The sequence below is a fragment of the Anaerorudis cellulosivorans genome (genome assembly GCF_025943985.1).
In the GTDB taxonomy this organism is placed as follows: Bacteria; Bacteroidota; Bacteroidia; order Bacteroidales; family Dysgonomonadaceae; genus Anaerorudis; species Anaerorudis cellulosivorans.
On sequence record NZ_JAPCWE010000015.1, the window covers coordinates 1 to 18735 of the forward strand.

General features: G+C 38.0%; 16 protein-coding genes. 9 read left to right on the forward strand and 7 right to left on the reverse strand.

What is annotated here, in order from left to right:
* Positions 1-329: 329 nt before the first annotated feature.
* The 9 genes from dapA to OLM34_RS09060 all read left to right on the forward strand — a co-directional run bounded on the left by dapA (position 330) and on the right by OLM34_RS09060 (position 11883).
* On the forward strand, positions 330-1217 hold the full coding sequence (gene dapA, locus OLM34_RS09020; RefSeq protein ID WP_264406768.1) for a 4-hydroxy-tetrahydrodipicolinate synthase: 888 nt from the start codon (positions 330-332) through the stop codon (positions 1215-1217).
* A gap of 99 nt (positions 1218-1316) precedes the next feature.
* The gene (locus OLM34_RS09025) at positions 1317-3356 is read left to right on the forward strand and encodes a M13 family metallopeptidase (RefSeq protein ID WP_264406769.1); all 2040 of its coding nucleotides are present in this window, start codon (positions 1317-1319) and stop codon (positions 3354-3356) included.
* 98 nt (positions 3357-3454) lie between these two features.
* Positions 3455-4060, forward strand: a complete 606-nt coding sequence (locus tag OLM34_RS09030) for a riboflavin synthase (protein ID WP_264406770.1) — start codon at positions 3455-3457, stop codon at positions 4058-4060.
* Positions 4061-4615: a nitroreductase family protein gene (locus OLM34_RS09035; protein WP_264406771.1), complete on the forward strand. Its 555-nt coding sequence runs from the start codon at positions 4061-4063 to the stop codon at positions 4613-4615.
* Positions 4616-4880: 265 nt separating this feature from the next.
* Positions 4881-6203 carry a hypothetical protein gene (locus OLM34_RS09040; protein WP_264406772.1) on the forward strand — a complete coding sequence of 441 codons (1323 nt, stop codon included), beginning with the start codon at positions 4881-4883 and terminating at the stop codon, positions 6201-6203.
* Positions 6204-6305: 102 nt separating this feature from the next.
* A complete protein-coding gene (locus tag OLM34_RS09045; protein ID WP_264406773.1) occupies positions 6306-7670 on the forward strand; it encodes a tetratricopeptide repeat protein in 1365 nt (454 codons plus the stop codon).
* Between the two features lie 17 nt (positions 7671-7687).
* Complete coding sequence (gene lptC / locus OLM34_RS09050) at positions 7688-8332, forward strand: LPS export ABC transporter periplasmic protein LptC (protein WP_264406774.1); 645 nt, start codon at positions 7688-7690, stop codon at positions 8330-8332.
* 1 nt (position 8333) lies between these two features.
* A complete protein-coding gene (locus OLM34_RS09055; RefSeq protein ID WP_264406776.1) occupies positions 8334-9611 on the forward strand; it encodes a hemolysin family protein in 1278 nt (425 codons plus the stop codon).
* Positions 9612-9747: 136 nt separating this feature from the next.
* Complete coding sequence (locus OLM34_RS09060; protein WP_264406778.1) at positions 9748-11883, forward strand: peptidylprolyl isomerase; 2136 nt, start codon at positions 9748-9750, stop codon at positions 11881-11883.
* Between the two features lie 62 nt (positions 11884-11945).
* On the opposite strand, the gene OLM34_RS09065 is transcribed toward OLM34_RS09060, so the two are convergent.
* The 7 genes from OLM34_RS09065 to OLM34_RS09095 all read right to left on the reverse strand — a co-directional run bounded on the left by OLM34_RS09065 (position 11946) and on the right by OLM34_RS09095 (position 18720).
* Positions 11946-13613, reverse strand: a complete 1668-nt coding sequence (locus OLM34_RS09065) for a diphosphate--fructose-6-phosphate 1-phosphotransferase (RefSeq protein WP_264406780.1) — start codon at positions 13611-13613, stop codon at positions 11946-11948.
* Positions 13614-13783: 170 nt separating this feature from the next.
* Positions 13784-14719 carry a homoserine O-acetyltransferase MetA gene (gene metA / locus OLM34_RS09070; protein ID WP_264406782.1) on the reverse strand — a complete coding sequence of 312 codons (936 nt, stop codon included), beginning with the start codon at positions 14717-14719 and terminating at the stop codon, positions 13784-13786.
* Positions 14720-14775: 56 nt separating this feature from the next.
* Positions 14776-15354: a flavin reductase family protein gene (locus OLM34_RS09075; RefSeq protein WP_264406784.1), complete on the reverse strand. Its 579-nt coding sequence runs from the start codon at positions 15352-15354 to the stop codon at positions 14776-14778.
* Complete coding sequence (gene pyrI, locus OLM34_RS09080; RefSeq protein WP_264406785.1) at positions 15351-15803, reverse strand: aspartate carbamoyltransferase regulatory subunit; 453 nt, start codon at positions 15801-15803, stop codon at positions 15351-15353. Before pyrI ends, OLM34_RS09075 begins: the two co-directional genes overlap by 4 nt.
* A 30-nt stretch (positions 15804-15833) precedes the next feature.
* The gene (pyrB, locus tag OLM34_RS09085) at positions 15834-16751 is read right to left on the reverse strand and encodes an aspartate carbamoyltransferase (RefSeq protein WP_264406824.1); all 918 of its coding nucleotides are present in this window, start codon (positions 16749-16751) and stop codon (positions 15834-15836) included.
* A gap of 99 nt (positions 16752-16850) precedes the next feature.
* Positions 16851-17627, reverse strand: coding sequence for a LytR/AlgR family response regulator transcription factor (locus OLM34_RS09090; RefSeq protein ID WP_264406787.1), 777 nt, complete (start codon positions 17625-17627; stop codon positions 16851-16853).
* A complete protein-coding gene (locus OLM34_RS09095; RefSeq protein WP_264406788.1) occupies positions 17617-18720 on the reverse strand; it encodes a sensor histidine kinase in 1104 nt (367 codons plus the stop codon). The genes OLM34_RS09090 and OLM34_RS09095 overlap by 11 nt, the downstream gene beginning before the upstream one ends.
* Positions 18721-18735 lie beyond the last annotated feature (15 nt).

Sequence of the window (18735 nt, forward strand, 5' to 3'; positions counted from 1 at the left end):
GAAATATAGATTAATATGCAAGCAAATAGGATACTGATTTTAGTGCATTTTTGAAAAATTTAAACCGTCCCTTCCGGGTGTCACTGAATTGAAAATAAAAAGTCAGAGACTTTTCGGAGTGGACTCAGCTTATTAAAATTTTTTTGTTAGTTGAGACTCGACAAATATAAAGATAAATTGCCTCATGTCAATATTTATGTTTATATTTTTGCGGTAAAAGCTTAAAATTTCATACCTTTGCTGCATATAAATAGAAATAAAAACAAGATAACGATATTTAGTTTAAATTCCCGGTAACTGCTGAGAAAAATGTAAGAATACATCATTTTATGTTGCGAAATAAATTTTCGGGGATGGGTGTAGCTTTGGTTACCCCGTTCAAAAAAAATAAAGAAGTCGATTTTGAAGCTCTTCAACGGTTAATAGATTACCAGCTTTCAAACGGTACGGATTATATCGTGGCATTGGGAACAACCGCTGAAACACCAACATTGAAAGAAAAAGAACGTGAAGAAATCGTTCGTCGTGTTGTAAAACAAGTTGATGGTGAAATACCGATAATCATGGGAGTTGGAGGTAACAATACGGCTCAACTGGTTCATACGCTCAACACATTTGATTTTACCGGTGTAAGTGCCATACTTTCGGTTACTCCATATTATAATAAACCTACACAGGAGGGGCTTTTTCAACATTATCGGGCGTTGAGCGAGGCTTCTCCTTTACCGATTATTCTTTATAATGTACCGGGGCGTACGGGGGTAAATCTTTTGGCTGAAACTACATTGCGTATTGCACGTGAGTGTAAAAACGTGATAGCGATCAAGGAGGCATCCGGCAATATGGAGCAAATAAATCGGATTATAGCGGATAAACCCGAGGGATTTTCGGTTATTTCGGGTGATGATTCCATGACTCTACCTATTATTAAAGCCGGTGGTATAGGTGTAATATCGGTGTTGGGTAATGCATTTCCTAAACAATTTGTTAAGGTTGTTCATTCGGCCTTAAATGGCAACATGAAGGAAGCAGAGCAAGATGCTGCAGTTTTTTCCGAAATGATCCGATTACTGTTTGTGGATGGGAATCCGGCAGGCGTAAAATGCATGCTTTATGAAATGGGCTTTATCGAAAACGAGCTGCGTTTGCCATTGGTACCCGTAAGTGATGAAACTGCCGTTTGTATCAGAAAAGAAATAAGTACCGTTGAAGAATAATATTAATGGGGTACTTTCTGTGATACTTAGGTTATCATCATTATTGTAGAATAAATTTGTACATTTGCATATCTGATTTTGAAAACATTTTTTATTATAATGAACCGCATTCCTTTTTTGTTTATTATATTGTTTATGGTCTTTTTAACCGGTTGTTCGCAACAAAAGTCGTCAAATAATAAGGTGCATTCTACTCTTGATATAGCCAATTTGGATACTACCGTTGCTCCAGGGACCGATTTTTATCGGTACGCCACAGGTGGTTGGCAAGTTGCAAATCCGCTTCCTCCCGAATATTCGCGTTATGGCTCATTTGAAAAATTGGCTGAAGAAAACCGTAAACAAATTCAAAGTCTGATTGAAGAGCTTGGTAATCAACAGAATCCAAAAGGTTCGAATGCTCAGAAGGTTGGTGATCTTTATAAGATAGGTATGGATAGTTTAAAGCTGAATGCAGACGGAGCAACTCCCATAAAGCCTTTTCTTGAAGAGATTGTTGCAGCAAAAGATAAAAAAGAGATTATTCGCTTGATGACAAAAATTAGCAAGTATGCTTCCGGTCCCTTTTTCGGTTTTTATGTTGGGCCTGATGACAAAAATAGTTCGATGAACATTGTGCATCTTTCCCAAGGGGGGTTGGGCATGGGCGATCGCGATTTTTATCTCGACCGGGATGATCGTTCCAATAGGCTTCGTCAAGAATATGTAAAACTCATGGAAACCCAGTTTCAAAATGCCGGTTATATGGAAGAAAATGCCCGAAAAGCAGCAGAGACAGTGATGAGGATCGAGACGGAATTGGCAAAATCTCATGTAACAAAAGAGATGCGACGTATACCTGAGTTGAATTACCATAAATTTATGGTGAGTGAACTTGATTCGAAAGTCGCCCCATTTGATTGGGAATACTATTTTGATCAAATGGGTGCAAAGGAGATTGACAGTTTGAATGTATCTCAGATTGAACCTATTCGTACCTCGATTTCGATTATTGACAGTGAACCCATTGAAAATCTTCAGCAATATTTGTGTTGGAAAGTAATCAATTCGGCTGCCGGTTATTTGAGCGATGATTTTGTGAATGCCAATTTTGAATTTTACGGAAAAGTAATGAGCGGAAGCAAAAAGCTCAAACCCCGTTGGAAAAGAAGCATCGATGTTGTAAATAGTGCTTTGGGTGAAGCAGTTGGCCAGTTATATGTTGAGAAATACTTTCCTTCTGCAGCCAAAGAGCGCATGGTGGAATTGGTAGATAATTTGATGGAATCGCTTGGCGAACGCATCGATAAGTTGGAATGGATGAGTGAAACTACTAAAGCAAAGGCTCAGGAAAAATTATCCGCCTTTACCGTTAAAATCGGTTATCCCGATAAATGGAAAGATTACTCGACATTAGAAATTGAAAACGATTCGTACTGGGCGAATATAATGCGTTGTTCTGATTTCGAATATAACGATATGATTAAGGATCTTGGTAAACCGGTTGACAAAAGCAAATGGTACATGTCTCCCCAAACTGTGAATGCCTATTATAATCCTTCGTCCAATGAAATATGTTTTCCTGCCGGAATTTTGCAACCCCCTTTCTTTTATATGGATGGTGATGACGCAATTAACTATGGAGGTATTGGAGTTGTTATCGGCCATGAAATGACGCATGGTTTTGATGATCAAGGGAGGAAATACGATAAGGTTGGAAATTTAAATGAGTGGTGGACAGAAGATGATGCCAAGCGATTCGAAGAAAGAGCCCGTGTTTTGGTGGATTATTTTAACCAAATTATCGTGTTGGATACGGTACATGCCAATGGAACATTTACGTTAGGAGAAAACATTGCCGATCACGGTGGACTTCAAATTGCTTATCATGCCTTTTTGAAAACGCCACAAGCAAAGTCGAAAGGGAAAATTGACGGCTATACTCCGGCTCAGCGTTTTTTCCTTTCCTATGCAACGCTTTGGGCGGCTAACATCCGTGATGAGGAGATTCTGCGTTTAACCAAGCTTGATCCTCATTCGCTTGGCAAGTGGCGCGTGAATGGTGCTCTTCCACATATCGATGCATGGTATGAGGCTTTTGATATTCGACCTACAGATCCCATGTATCTTCCAAAAGAAAAGCGAGCTTCTATTTGGTAGAATGCAGAACTTGTTTCAGCGAATTCGTGCAAATCGTTTTTTGAAGGAGTATAGGTGTATATTTGAAAAGTTTTTGAATGAATAAAGATTAAATAATTATGTTTTCGGGAATTATTGAAGAAGCGGCTACTGTTGTCGCTTTAAACAAAGAAAAAGGGAATCTGCATATCACATTGAAATGTTCCTTTGTTGATGAATTAAAAATTGATCAAAGTATCTCGCATAACGGTGTTTGTTTAACGGTTGTCTCTATCGATAGAGACACGTACACGGTTACAGCCATTAAAGAAACGTTGGATCGTTCAAATCTCGGTTTACTGAAAGTGGGAGATAAGGTGAATTTGGAACGCAGCATGCTGATGAATGGCCGGTTGGATGGACATATCGTGCAAGGGCATGTGGATCAAACGGCTGTCTGTACCGAAGTAACAGAGGCTGATGGAAGTTGGTATTATTCTTTCGAATATAAATTTGACAAAGAAATGGCCAAAAAAGGTTATCTGACAGTCGATAAAGGATCGGTGACAGTTAACGGTGTGAGCCTGACGGTAGTTGAACCAACCGATAATACGTTTAAGGTAGCTATTATTCCGTATACGCATGATGTGACCAATTTTTGCCAGATTGAGAAAGGGTCAGTCGTAAATATCGAGTTTGATATTATCGGCAAATATATCAGCCGATTAATGGCATTATCTGAGTAGATGGATTTTGTTGAATTTGTGAAAACACGACAGAGCGATCGGGCGTTTGATCCCGCACGGCCTGTTGAAAAAGAAAAGATCGACCGAATTATCCGGACAGTGCAATTGGCTCCTTCGGCGTGCAATGCTCAACCATGGCATTTGATTGTGGTTGACGATCCGGAGTTAAAAAATAAAGTGGCAGATGCTACTTCTTCTCGAATCTTAGGAATAAATCATTTTACCAAGCAGGCTCCGGTTCATATTTTGCTCGTTGAGGAAAAGGTGAATCTGATGTCGGGAATTGGGGGATGGGTTAAAAATAAGGATTATGCCCAGATCGATTTGGGTATTGCGGCTGCTCATCTCGTATTGGCTGCTCATGCTGAAGGATTGGGTTCGTGTATATTGGGTTGGTTCGATGAGGACAAAATGAAAGAATTGTTAGCTATTCCTCAATCAAAACGAGTTTGGCTCGATATTGTTATTGGTTACAGTACTCAACCTCTTCGAGATAAAAAGCGAAAGCCTATAGATGAAATCGTGTCTTTTAATGGATATGTCAAGACAAAATGAAGTTTTCTCTTTATTTTACCGATTTTTTTTGTTTCCTTTGACACTTCAAAGGTTATTTATTTTGTATGCCTGTGGCGTATTTAAATAGAAATAAGAGTTGAATTTTGTAAAAGGATTGGACTTTAAAAAATCGAACTTTAGTCTTTTTAACATGAAGAAGATAAGCTATTTGTTGGTTACAATGCAAAAATATGTCATCTTTGCAATTTCAAATCAATCTCGTGAAAGTTAATGAACTAAAGTTTGTTGATTAGATAGAAACAGAATGGAAAAAAGGAGAAAGCGTTTCTTTTCATCGGTAGTTTTATTTACCGTTACCCTTGTCGCTCTTGCCCAGCAAGTAGGTTCTAATTCGCCTTACGGCCGATATGGTTACGGATTATTATCCAATCCATCTATTGGAGCCTCTGAAACTATGGGCGGCATCAGTTACGGTTTAAGAAGGAGTCAACAGGTTAATCCGGGTAATCCTGCTTCATATTCTAAGCTTGATACACTTACCTTTATTTTCGATATGGGTGTTTCGGGTCATTATGCAACGTATGATGATGGAATAGGCAAACAAAATTTTTATAATGGCAACTTGGATTATGTAGCAATGCAGTTTCCTCTTATGCGGAAAATAGGTGCCAGCATCGGATTGCTTCCTTATTCTAAAGTCGGTTATACCTTCGGTCGGGCACGATCCTCATCCGATATTGCTTATAGTGAAATATATAGTGGATCAGGTGGCTTAAGCGAGATATATGGCGGAATAGCTTATGAGCCCTTTAAATATTTATCTTTGGGAGTAAATGTGGCTTATTTTTTTGGGAATATCGAACACGACAAGCAACTGCCTTCCATCGACAATACTGCTTTAGCGAGAATATCGACCACTAAATTTTCAATTCGGGATATTAAATATGATGTAGGAATTCAGCTGACGTATCCTATTGACCGAATGCAGTCGGTGACGCTGGGATTGGTATATACTCCAAAAATAAATGCAGAGGCAACCATTTATCCTTACGATCGGTTATTGGATAGTAATGGAAATATTGCACAAATTCTTAAAAGTGATACGCTGGTATCACAGGCTTTTTGTTTTCCCAATTCTTTCGGGATAGGAGTGACTTATTCTAACCAGAATTTGTTAGTAGGAATGGATGGTACCTTTCAGAAATGGAAAGGAATAGAATATCCTGCGGCCTTGGACGAGATGGATTCGGATATGCGATTTAATAACCGGTATCGGATTGGAGCCGGAGCAGAATATGTGATCGATCCGCTAAGTCGCGATTTTTTCAGCCGAGTTCGTTTTCGTGGTGGCTTTTCTTTTGCCAATTCATATCATAATGTCAATGTATATGATCCTACTACCAATTCCTATTTAGGAACCGGAGGCTATAAGGAATATGGAATTAATGTTGGTTTCGGTTTGCCGTTTAGGGATTCGTATAGTGGTCGTGTTTCTTTTTTAAATATCGGGTTTGGCTATTCGCTGCTTCATCCTGACAAAGATTATATGATTAAGGAAGAGATGTTTAAAATTACATTAAATATGAATATCAATGAATTTTGGTTTTTTAAACGTCAATTTGAGTGAATAGCGTGTTTTTGTAAGCAACGATAAAAAAGAAAATTAAACTTTTATTTTAATAAATCGTCCAATCAATATATCAAACATTATAATTTAAACATCGATAAAATGAAAAAAATAGTATTATCCGGTTTTCTTGCTTTGGCAACAATTATGGGGGTTGAAGCGCAAAAAGCAGGTTATGATCCTGTTAAAGCGCCATTTGGACATGGTGAGGATAGTGTGAATTGTCGGGTGAACTTAAGTCTTATGTCAACAGCAGCAAAGGCTGAGTCATACAAAGATGCCGTAAAGCCGTGGGAATATGTTTATGAAAACTGCCCGGCTTCCAGTAAGAACATTTATATTTACGGTCCCCGTATCTTTAAATTTTTGCATGCTCAGGAGACAGATCCTGCCAAGAAAAAAGCCTATGTGGAGAAGGTTTTGGAAATTTATGACAATCGATTGAAATATTTTGGTAATGGTGATTCCAAAGGTACAATTTTGGCATATAAAACATATGATTACATGGAAATGATGGGTGATGAGGCCGATACCAAATTAATCTATGAATGGTTGAAAGAAGCCATTACTGAAATGAAAGATAAAATGGATCCACCCGATGCATATGGTCATTTCATGGTAGCTTCTTTAACGGAATACCTAAAAGATAATTCCAAAAAAGAGCAATATCTACGTGATTATTTTACAGTTACAGGATATATCGATCAGGCAATAGCCAATGCTAAGGCACGAAATGATGAAGAAAGTGTTAATTATCTTGCTGCAGTTAAAGAGGGTATTGTTCAAGGTTTTATAAGCAGTGGTGCAGGCGATTGCGATACACTGGTTGAATATTATGCTGATAAGATTGAGCCAAATAAAACAGACAAAGATTTCTTAAATAATGTAGTTAGTGCTTTAAAGACCGTAGGTTGTACAGAGTCTGATGTTTATTTTACTGCTTCTGAATATCTATATAAACTTGAACCATCGGCCAATGCAGCTATCGGATTAGCTAACCGTAGTTTGAAGAATAAAGATTATGATACGGCGATCAAGTATTATGAAGAAGCTGCTAAATTAGAAGAAGACAAGAAAAAAGCTTCCGAATATTTGTATGCTTTAGCTACTATTTTGTCTTCTCAGGGAAATTACACCAAGGCAAGACAAGTGGCTTACAAGTCCTTGGAATATGACCCGAATAACGGTAAAAACTATATTCTTATTGCACAAATGTATGCTGCTACTGCTGCAAACATTTTTCAGGAACCCGAAAAACGTGGTTTGGTATATTGTGCAGCAGTAGATAAATTGCTAAAAGCCAAATCTGTTGATCCAAGCGTAGCTGCAGAGGCTAACGAGTTGATCAACAAATATTCTGCCTACTTTATGGATACCGAATCAGCCTTTATGATGGGTATTAAAGAAGGAGATTCTGTTTATATCCCGGGTTGGATTGGTGAAAATACAATAGTCAGACTTAAATAATTTTTTTACTCAATTAAGTGACAGAATTGTTTGATAAGCAAAATAATAACAAAAAAATTCGGCACATAGCAACTGCTTTTATAGCAGTTGTTATGTTGCTTTTTGTCGGATCGTGCCAAAACAAAACAGAAGATTTGGTCGATATCATATTCAATCCTGACATAGTTCCTACGATGACAACCGACAGTGTTGTTACTCTGATTTCCGATTCAGGGGTTACTCGTTATAAGTTGATAGCAAAAAAGTGGCAGGTTTTCGATCGAGCAAAAGAGCCTTATTGGTTTTTCCCTGAAGGTATTTATCTTGAGCGTTTTGATTCTCTATTTCATATTGAAGCCGTTATTTATGCCGATACTGCATGGAATTATGTCAATAAACGGTTGTGGAGACTAAAAGGTAATGTAAATGCACAAAACATGAAAGGGGAAAAGTTTTTGAGCGATGAGCTTTTCTGGGATCAACGTAAACAACGCATTTATTCCGATAAATTTATCGAAATACAAAAAGGAGAAACCGAATTAAAAGGATATGGATTTGAATCGAATCAGGAAATGACGGAATACCGTATATTTAATCCGCATGAGGGGCGCATTCCGTTCAATGAAAATCCTGTAAATCCCGATACGCTTCAGAACAATAATTCCAATATTGTCACAGAATAATATGGTTTCATCAACAGCAATAGTTTGGTGGCTCGTTTTCCTTGTTTTGTCTGCATTTTTTTCGGGCATGGAAGTGGCATTTGTTTCATCCGATAAACTTCGTTATGCGCTCGATAAAAAAATTAAAGGTCCTTTTAATTATATTCGTAATACTATTTATGGGCATTCGCGTCAATTCTTGCTTGTTTTATCGGTAGGAAATCTTTTAGCCCTGGTTCTGTTCGTTTTTTTTACTCTTTTAAATTTTTATCCGTTGGTTGAAAAGTACATAACGGGATTTCCTGTTCTTAATTATCTGATTTTAATTCTGACATCTACTCTTATTATTTTATTTACGGGAGAGTTTTTCCCACGGGCTTTTTTGGGGAGAAATCCTGACCTTTGGGTAAAAATTTTAGCTATTCCGGCTTTCTTCTTTTATGTATTGCTTTACCCAATAATGAAATTATTAGTTGCTATTTCTCGCTTTTTTTTGGGCATATTCGGATGCAAAACCATTATGTCTGAGGAAAAAATGCTAGATAGGAACGATTTGGATTTGTATGTAAAACAGAGTATTGATGAGATGCCGGATGAAGCAGAGGTGGATTCAGAGGTGAAAATATTTAGGAATGCACTTGATTTCTCTACTCTTAAAGTAAAGGATTGCATGGTCCCTCGCGCGGAAATTGTTGCGGTTAGTAGGGATACTGATATAGATGCGTTGAAAGAAAAATTTATTGAAACAGGATTATCACGTATTTTGGTATATGAAGATAATATCGATAACATCATTGGTTATATTCATATTTGGGAAATGTTTGATAATCCGACTGATTGGACAAAGAAGATAGCTCCGGTTTCCTTTGTCCCCGATAGTATGCCTGCATCTAAGCTCATGAATGAGCTTATGCAGGAACATAAAAATATAGCTGTGGTAGTTGATGAATTTGGAGGAACCTCCGGTATAGTAACGTTGGAAGATCTCGTAGAAGAGATATTTGGAGATATCGAAGACGAATACGATGTAGAGTCACGATTTGCCAAACAAGAAAATGAAAATGAATATGTGATTTCCGGAAGAATGGAGATCGATCAGCTCAACGAAATGTTTGGATTGGATTTACCTGAATCGGAAGATTATTCCACAGTTGCCGGACTGATATTGCATTATACTCAGCGTTTCCCTAAAACATATGAAACGGTTGATATTGGAAAATTTACTTTTAAAATATTAAAAGTTTCTGCACGAAAAATTGAGGTGGTGAAGCTTATTGAAAACAATACATCGGATAATTGAAAATTGTTGTCCTATTAAAAAACGTATTCTTTTCTTTTAAAAAGAAGGAATATCTCTTTTATTTTTGCTAACTTCGTGCCCTTGTTGGAAAGAAAATTTTTTAATAATCAAATCTATTAAATATTGATTAGCATAAATGGCTACTTTACAAAAAATTAGGAATAAAGCTGGATTTCTTATCGCGGTCATTGGTATCGCTTTGTTGGCGTTTATATTGGGAGATTTATTGACATCGGGGAGTACTCTTTTCCGTAAATCTCAGGATAAGGTTTTTGAAGTCAACGGGAAAGTCATTTCGACTGAAGAATATTTTACCCGTGTAACGGAATGGGAAAATTTTCAAAAAATGATGAGCGGCGAGAGTTCATTGGATGAAAATGCTTCTCTTCAAATTAAGGAGCTGGTTTATCAGCAGATGGTTAGAGAATGCATACTGGATGATCAGGCCAAAAAGCTTGGGCTAACGGTTTCGAAAGAAGAAATAAATGACCTTGTGCACGGTGAAAACATATCTCCTCTTCTTCAGCAATTGCCTCTTTTTGTTGATCCGAAAACAGGAATTTATGACAGGGAAGCCTTGACAAATTTCTTTACGGCCATTAATACTCCTACAGCGTCGCTTCAACCTGAAGAGAAAGCTCTTGTTCAACAATATAAGTCAATGTGGCTGTTTATCGAGAATTTGATCAAATATCAACGTCTGGAAGAAAAATATCGAACACTTTTGGCAAGTGCAGTCATGGTAAATGATATGGAGGCTAAAACTTCATTTGATTTATCGCAGCAAAATGCCGATTTAACGTATGTTGTGCAGAACTATTATACCATTCCCGATACATTAGTAACAGTTGAGGATAGCGAAATACGGGCATTTTACGAGAAACACAAGAAGAATTTCAAGCTGAATACTCCTATTGCAAAGATCACTTATTTTATTCGTGAAATAGCACCGAGTGATGAGGATTTTGCCGAAGTCGAGGCTCAGGCAATGGAAGCAGCAAAAAAGCTCGCTGAGTCAACCAATCCATCAGCCGTTGTTGCCGATTATTCCGAAACACCTTACCATGATGTATATTTGGCCGCCAATGTGTTGACTGAAAGTCAACGTTCTTTTGTTTCTTCTGCTAATATTGGCGATATGTACGGTCCGGTTCGAGAAGGTAATTCCTTTCAGATTTATAAACTGATCGATAAAATTGTAGCTCCCGATTCGGTTCGTTTGCGGATGATTGTTGTGCCTACTGCAGGTGCAGGTGAACAAGATTCGTTGGTAAGACATTTTGTCGATAGTGTCTTCACTGTGATTAAAGGTGGAAAACCTTTCGCTCAAGTAGCAAACGAATTAAATCCCCAATCCAATGGAGGAGATGCCGGATGGGTAAGGGAAATCGATATTGCTTCGGTGGGGAATGATTTTGTTCAAACGGTTTTTTCTATGCAGGTTGGAGAAGTGAGGAAGATATCGGTCCCGGGTCAGTCTATTATTGTGCAAGTGGAAGAAAAAACGAAACCCGTAACAAAATATAAATTGGCTGTGATTAATATGCCTGTAGTGGTAAGTGAACGAACATCTAACAATGTGGATAATGAATTGAATCAATTTTTATCCCTTCCGGATGTCGGCAAAAAATTTACTGAATTGGCGAAACAGAAAGGATATGCTGTTGTTCCCAATTACACAATTTCTTCAACCGATTTTTCTATTGCTCAAATACCCGGTTCTCGTCAGGTAATTCAGTGGGCATTTAACGAAAAGGAGAAAGGTGCCGTTAAAAAGTTTGATTTGACTAATTTGCGAATTGTAGCACGATTGGATAATGTTATTCCGGCGGGAACAGCTCCTTTATCAGAGGTGGCAACGGTGATTCGGAGTCAACTTGTACGTGAGAAAAAAGCTGAAAAAATCATTACCGAATTGAAATCAAAAAATTTGTCTTCTTTAGCTGATTATGCCGAGGAAATGAATACCCAGCCCGATACGGTAAGGTTCGTTAACTTTAATACCCGTAATATTGCAGGATTGGGTTTCGAACCTGTGTTAAATGCTTATTCGGCTTTCGCTCCACTTCATAAACTAATGGGGCCGGCGAAAGGAAATATGGGCGTATTTGTTGTCAATGTGGATAATCGTACGCAGGGCACAGAAACATACGATCCCAAAATACAGAAGAACAGCATGCAGAGTGAAATTACTTATCGCTTGCAGATGCAGTCGATGGAAGTGTTGAAAGATAAACTGGAAGTTAAAGATAATCGTTATCGTTTTTATTAGTATTATTCGCGGTAATGTTAGATATAAAAAAAAGCGGGAAATTCAATCCCGCTTTTTTATTGCTATAGAAATGTCATTTGAATTCCTTTTTGTTCTAGTTGGAGGGTCTTTGTAGGTTGATCACAAACTTCAACAGGTCCGAAATATTGAATGGGACCGGGATAAACATAATCTGTTTCAATTGCCCATTTTCCCCGTTGGCTTTTAAAATATCGGAATGGAGCACCTTCCAACTCAACCAATGCTTTCCTGATAACCGGTTTCATTTTTCCGCTGCGGCGTTCCATGTTCATCATCATAGTGATAGGGATTCCGCCGGCTATCCATTTGTCGGCAGGAGCTGTAGTATTGCGCACGGATGCCATATAGCCTGTTTTTCCACCTGCAATAAGCATGGAAGCTGTGTACCCCAATGAATAGCAATAATCGGCATCGTAGTTTGAGGGAGCAGCTGAACGACCTTCGTATCCAAAGAAATGATGGATCGCCGAAAATTTTCCTTTGTATTTTCCCTCGTTTGTCCATTCATCTAGTTTTTTTCCTACCATTTGCGACAGCAATTCCTCCGTCTGAATCATGGAAACTTGCACATTGCCGTGAGGATCACGATCAAGTGCCAATTGTTTTGCTACTTTTTCGGGGAGGCTTGCGTATATTTTTGCATTTTCAGGAGAAAGTTTACTGATGATATAGTCACGCTGTTGTGAACGACGAACCAAATTAAACTCATCTGATGAATGTGCAAAGAAATCGTTCAGTTCTTCGATAAGTTTTTTTATTGCCGGAATAAATTCGATTAATCCTTCAGGTATGATGATTGTTCCAAAGTTAAGTCCTTGTTCTGCCCGGTTTGCTATAATTCCTGCGATGTATTCAACTATGTCGTCGAGTGACCATTTCTTTGCTTCAATTTCTTCGGAAATAATGCAGATGTTGGGATGGGTTTGTAAAGCACATTCCAGAGCGATATGCGATGCTGAGCGTCCCATCACCTTTATGAAGTGCCAGTATTTGCGCGACGAATTGCAATCGCGTTCAATATTACCGATAAGTTCGGAATAAACCTTGCATGCTGTATCGAATCCGAAAGATGTTTCGATTTGTTTGTTCTTTAAATCCCCATCAATCGTCTTAGGGCATCCGATTACCTGAACGCCTGCATTAATTGATTGATAGTATTCTGCCAAAACACATGCATTGGTATTTGAATCGTCGCCACCGATAATAACCAGAGCCCTGATATCAAGTTTTTTCAGGATTTCCAAACCTTTGTCAAATTGTTCTTTGGTTTCCAATTTAGTGCGGCCGGAACCAATAATATCGAAACCGCCGGTATTGCGGTATTCATCAATGATATCGCCCGTCAGTTCTTTGTATTCATGATTGATTAATCCCGAGGGTCCCAAAATAAAACCGTAGAGACGACTTTCGGAATGTAGGCGTTTAATCCCATCATAAATTCCGGCTATTACATTATGTCCGCCGGGTGCTTGTCCGCCCGAAAGTATCACTCCAACATTTATCGGGTCTTTCATCCCCGGCTGACCTTCATCTGCTACAAAATCGAGGATAGGCAACCCGTAAATGTTAGGAAAAAGTTTTTTTATTTCTTCCTGATCGCCAGCTGATTCGGTTGCTGTCCCTTCTTTAATACGAATGTTGCCTTTTAATACTTCAGGCATTTTGGGCTTATAACTTGCCCTTGCAATTTGTAAAGCACTTTTAGTCATTTACTTTCGATTTTTATGTTATTTATTACAATTCTTTACAGAAAGTTTTTAGGAACTTCAAATTTCGCAAATTTTTTTGAGATACAGAAATGAAAATATTTTTTCACTGTTTTTTCTTTTCAGAAGAAAGAAACGGTTCCTTTGTTTATGCAGATAGGGTAGGAGCAATATTACAACTCGCCCAATTCTTGAATTTTCTTTATATCGAAAGGCGTAGCCTGATAAACAAAATAGTTGAGCCAGTTGATAAACAGCAAATTGGCGTGGCTTCTCCATAATACAATGGGGGGTTGGGCAGGATCGTTGTTTCGGTAATAATTTATGGGAAGTTCCACCGACTTCAGTCCTTTTTTCACATCGCGCATGTATTCATTATGGAGAGTTAATGGCGAGTATTCTGAATGCCCGGTTACGTAAAATTCTCGTCCGCCACGTGAAGAAACAATATAGACACCGGCTTCATCGGATTGCGATAAAACGGTTAATTCAGGATGTTCGTTTATTTCCTCAATAGAAACTGTGGTATGTCTGCTGTGAGGAGCATAGAATTCATCGTCGAACCCCCTGAAAAGAGGGAAAGAAGGGTCGTTTATTTTATGTTTGAATACACCGAACAATTTCTTTTCCAATGGATATTTATTTATTCCGTAAAAATGGTACATAGCTGCTTGGGCAGCCCAGCATATGTAGAAAGTAGATGTTACATGGGTTCTAGCCCAATTGAAAATATCGGTCAGTTCTTGCCAGTAGTTTACTTTTTCGAATGGCAATAATTCAACAGGTGCTCCGGTAACGATAAACCCGTCATAAAAATTATTTCGGATTGAGGAAAAAGGCTTATAGAATTCCAAGAGATGTTCGATAGGTGTATTTTTCGGAAAATGGGTTTCCAGCTGAACAAAGTCGATCTCTATCTGTAAGGGAGAATTGGAAAGAAGCCTTATCAAATCGGTTTCTGTTGTTATTTTTAGCGGCATCAAGTTGAGAACCGCGATTTTAAGCGGGCGAATATCCTGGGTAGAAGCACGCAAATCATTCATCACAAAGATATGTTCTTTGCTTAAAATTTCTATTGCAGGTAAGTTATGAGGTAAATTGAGAGGCATAGTTTCAGACAGATTGATGTAACGAAATTTATTTTAATCGGATAACTTGTTCGTGTTTACTTTTTTGTTTTCTTCTTTTTTTGGACACTCCATCCGAATTTGCCGATAAGTCGTCCTAAGCCGTAATAATTGCCATGTACGTAAATAAGTGGTTTAGTACGTTCCAGATCAAATTTTTCGGTTTTAGGGTCAAAATATTTCTCATCGGCTTTAATGTTGACCACCTCAGATATAAACATGTCGTGCGACCCCAATGGGATAATTTCTTTCACCCGACATTCAATCGATAGCGGGGCTTCTTCAATAATTGGAGCATTCACTATAGTGGCTTTACCCGGTGTGAGTTGCATTTCTTTGAATTTATTGTAATTCTTCCCCGAACGAACACCGCACCAGTCAGTAGCTTTTGCCAACTCCTCCGTTGTTAGATTAATCACGTATTCTTTGTTTCGTTTGATGATATCGTGTGAGAACCTTTCGGGGCGTATAGATATATAGCACATGGGTGGATTGCTGCAAATGGTTCCCACCCAGCTTACGGTGATTATGTTGTATTCTTCGGGAGTACTTCCGCAACTGATCATCACTGCCGGAAGCGGATAAATCATTGTACCCGGTTTCCAATCCTGTTTCATTTCAGAATGATGTCCTCTTTTTTGATTTTTATTTCACAATAGTGGCATTGCAGTTCAACTTTCTCTTTATCGACAATATGAAAACGGGTTTTCATCGGTTCGTTGTTACTAATGCACTTCGGATTATTGCATTTTACGATTCCGATGATTTCGTCCGGTAAGGTCACTTTTTTCTTTTCGATTACTTCAAAATCTTTTATGATATTAAGTGTTACGTTGGGAGCAATTAAGGCGATTCGGTTGATTTCGTCTTCTTTAAAAAATTTGTCGGCAACCTTAATAATGCCTTTTTTCCCTATTTTACTGCTCCTAAGATTATTTCCGATAGTAATCCGATTATTGAGTTGTTGCAACTGTAATAACGATACCACTTTAAATAAAGCTTGTGGCGGAATGTGATCAATGGCCGTACCATTTTCCAGAGCAGCTACTTGCAATTCTTTTCTCATATGTTTTTTATTTAAACTTTTTTCTGTGTATTATACCACCTCGATCCCCATCAAATCACAAATTACGGCTTGGCGTGTAAACATGCCGTTTCTTGCTTGTTGGAAATAATATGCTTTAGGGTTATCGTCCACATCCTGATCAATCTCTTTGACTCGTGGAAGCGGATGCAACACTTTTAAGTTGTCTTTTGAATCTTTCAGCATATCGTTATAGAGCACATACACATTTTTTACCTTTTCGTATTCCATAAGATCGGTAAAACGTTCACGCTGTACGCGTGTCATGTACAGAATATCGGCACTGTTGATGGCTTCGGAGGAGAAATCCGAAAATTCATTGTATCGAATGCCTTTTTTATCGCAAAATGTTTTATACTTTTCAGGGATTTTAAGCTCTTCCGGAGCTACAAAATTGAAGGTTGGATGGAAGAAAGACAACCCCTCAATTAACGAATGAACTGCACGACCATATTTGAGATCACCTACAATAGTGATGGTAAGATTTTCCAGCGTTTCCTGTGTTTCGTAAATGGAAAACAAATCAAGCAACGTTTGAGTAGGATGCTGATTGGAACCGTCACCTGCATTGATAATGGGAACGGGCGAGATTTCTGAAGCATATCGTGCCGATCCTTCCAAATAATGTCGCATGATGATCAGATCGGCATAATTGCTGACTATCATTATGGTATCTTTCAATGTTTCGCCCTTGGTCAGACTGCTGGTGGCTGTGTCGGAGAAACCGATAACTCTTCCATGGAGGCGATTGATTGCTGTTTCGAAACTCAGACGTGTACGTGTGGAAGGTTCGAAGAAGAGCGTTGCACATACTTTTCCTTTTAAAAAATCCCGATTGGGATTGGCTTTGAATTTAGCAGTATTATTAAGGATGCGCAAAATATCTTCTTTGTCGTAATCGTTAATGTCAACCAGACTTTTGGGTTTTATAGGATGTATTTCCATTGAAGTGGATTTTATCGATCACAAAAATAGGAAAAAAGAGGGTGTATAAAAAGTCGCAATTTATTGAATAAATAATATTTAACATTACCGGTCTCTCGATGTGTGATTTTGAGGTTTGTTTTTTTGCGATACAAATCGGTTATTTGCATTTTCAATTTCTTTCATAAAATTCTGCCTGTATGTTTTTCCTATGGGAATTTCTTTTCCGTTAACTGTCAAACGATTTTTGTTGATGCTTCCTATTTTGTTTTTCTTTACGATAAAAGAACGATGAATCCGGATGAAGTAGTCTGCAGGAAGAGCCTTCTCCATATTTACCATTGTCATGAGTGTGATGATGGGCTTAGGACGTTTTTCCGTAAAAATTTTAATATAATTTTTCAGTCCTTCCACATAGATTATGTCTTCAAACAGCACATGGATAATTTTGTAGTCGGCTTTTACGAAGATACCTTCCACCGCGTCTTCTTTTTTCGACATGGAGTTGTCTTTCGGTTGCACGGTTTCATGCCAAGTAAGTGCTTTTTTGGCGGCAGTTAAAAAATTGGCATATGAAAATGGTTTCAATAAATAATCGATAGCATTTACTTTATATCCGTCAATGGCATAGTCTTTAAAGGCTGTGGTAAAGATGATTTTTGTGCTTTCGTTAATAATTTGGGCAAATTCCAATCCGTTTATATAAGGCATTTGGATATCCAGAAATATGACATCCGGTGTTTGATTTTCCATTTCTTTCATAGCCGCTTTTGCTGATGAAAATTTCCCGGTCAACTTTAGAAAAGGTGTGTTGTTTACGTAAGATTCCAACAGGCTCAAAGCCAATGGTTCATCGTCCACTATCCAACAGTTAAGCGTCATCGTTTTCAGTGTTTAAAGTGTTAATGATCAGTATTGTAGTATAGAAATTGTCTTCTATTTCGGTATGCCACAAATAACGTCCGTGATAAAGCAGATCGAGTCGTTTTTTAACCTGTTGTAATCCGATTCCGCTTCCACTTTTGTCGGAGTTGGTTTTAGGGAAACACGTATTTCTGCAAAGAAAATAAATTTCGCCGTTTTCTTTTTCCGACAGGTTGAATTCGATTATAGAAGGTTCATCATTGCTTACTCCGTGTTTAAAGGCATTTTCTATAAGCGAAATATAAATTAAAGGGGCAACCATTGTATTGCTTTTTTCTGAAATATCGAAAGTTGTGTAAACTTTCACATTATCCGTCAGCCTTAAATGCATCAATCCGATGTAGTTCCGGATAAAATCGACTTCTTCGCGCAGTGGAACATATGTTTTATCATTGTCATACAATACATATCGGAGCAATTCGCTCAGCTCCAGAATAGCAGACGATGATTTTGGCGGATCAAACTGTGAGAGCGCATAAATATTATTCAGCGTGTTAAGCAGAAAATGAGGATTGATTTGATTCTTCAGATTTTTAAGTTCGGCTTCCGTCATAGCTTTTTCCATCTCTTTTTGCTTTGTTTGCATTTGCGACAAACGCAAGGTGATTTTGATGGCGATGCTTAATATTGCCACAATGGTAAGTGAGGATATATCACGGATAATGAATGCAATTTTAGGTAATTTGTTTTCACCGGGGGGAGGAAATTTTTTTGTGATCATTAACGATTGCTCCATTTCATGCCAGAGATGCAACATTAAAGCGATTCCTATAATTAATCCGATGTTTATGAGGATGAACTCGGTAATTTTACGTTTAAACAACAGCTGTTCGGTAAGATAAAAATAGTTGGCATAAAAGGTAATCATGAAGGAAATCGGTATCGGGAGGAAGGAAAAGAAATCTTGCCAATTGAAAAATCCGCCCCGATGTGCAAAATAGGCAGGTAAACCGAAAACAAAGCACCAACCCAGGATATGAACAAACACATTATCCTTGCGTTCTGTAGAAATTGTGTTTTGTCTTTTCATTGTTGCTGTAAACGAATTCATTTTCCCGTTTTTTTT

Excerpts from the sequence above, each read along its gene's own strand:
- OLM34_RS09075 (WP_264406784.1), bottom strand. The coding sequence starts at position 15,354 with ATGAAACAGGATTGGAAACCGGGTACAATGATTTATCCGCTTCCGGCA.
- pyrI (WP_264406785.1), bottom strand. The coding sequence starts at position 15,803 with ATGAGAAAAGAATTGCAAGTAGCTGCTCTGGAAAATGGTACGGCCATT.
- OLM34_RS09040 (WP_264406772.1), top strand. The coding sequence starts at position 4,881 with ATGGAAAAAAGGAGAAAGCGTTTCTTTTCATCGGTAGTTTTATTTACC.
- OLM34_RS09035 (WP_264406771.1), top strand. The coding sequence starts at position 4,061 with ATGGATTTTGTTGAATTTGTGAAAACACGACAGAGCGATCGGGCGTTT.
- OLM34_RS09030 (WP_264406770.1), top strand. The coding sequence starts at position 3,455 with ATGTTTTCGGGAATTATTGAAGAAGCGGCTACTGTTGTCGCTTTAAAC.
- metA (WP_264406782.1), bottom strand. The coding sequence starts at position 14,719 with ATGCCTCTCAATTTACCTCATAACTTACCTGCAATAGAAATTTTAAGC.
- OLM34_RS09055 (WP_264406776.1), top strand. The coding sequence starts at position 8,334 with ATGGTTTCATCAACAGCAATAGTTTGGTGGCTCGTTTTCCTTGTTTTG.
- OLM34_RS09090 (WP_264406787.1), bottom strand. The coding sequence starts at position 17,627 with ATGACGCTTAACTGTTGGATAGTGGACGATGAACCATTGGCTTTGAGC.
- OLM34_RS09045 (WP_264406773.1), top strand. The coding sequence starts at position 6,306 with ATGAAAAAAATAGTATTATCCGGTTTTCTTGCTTTGGCAACAATTATG.
- OLM34_RS09025 (WP_264406769.1), top strand. The coding sequence starts at position 1,317 with ATGAACCGCATTCCTTTTTTGTTTATTATATTGTTTATGGTCTTTTTA.
- dapA (WP_264406768.1), top strand. The coding sequence starts at position 330 with ATGTTGCGAAATAAATTTTCGGGGATGGGTGTAGCTTTGGTTACCCCG.
- OLM34_RS09095 (WP_264406788.1), bottom strand. The coding sequence starts at position 18,720 with ATGAATTCGTTTACAGCAACAATGAAAAGACAAAACACAATTTCTACA.
- OLM34_RS09065 (WP_264406780.1), bottom strand. The coding sequence starts at position 13,613 with ATGACTAAAAGTGCTTTACAAATTGCAAGGGCAAGTTATAAGCCCAAA.
- OLM34_RS09060 (WP_264406778.1), top strand. The coding sequence starts at position 9,748 with ATGGCTACTTTACAAAAAATTAGGAATAAAGCTGGATTTCTTATCGCG.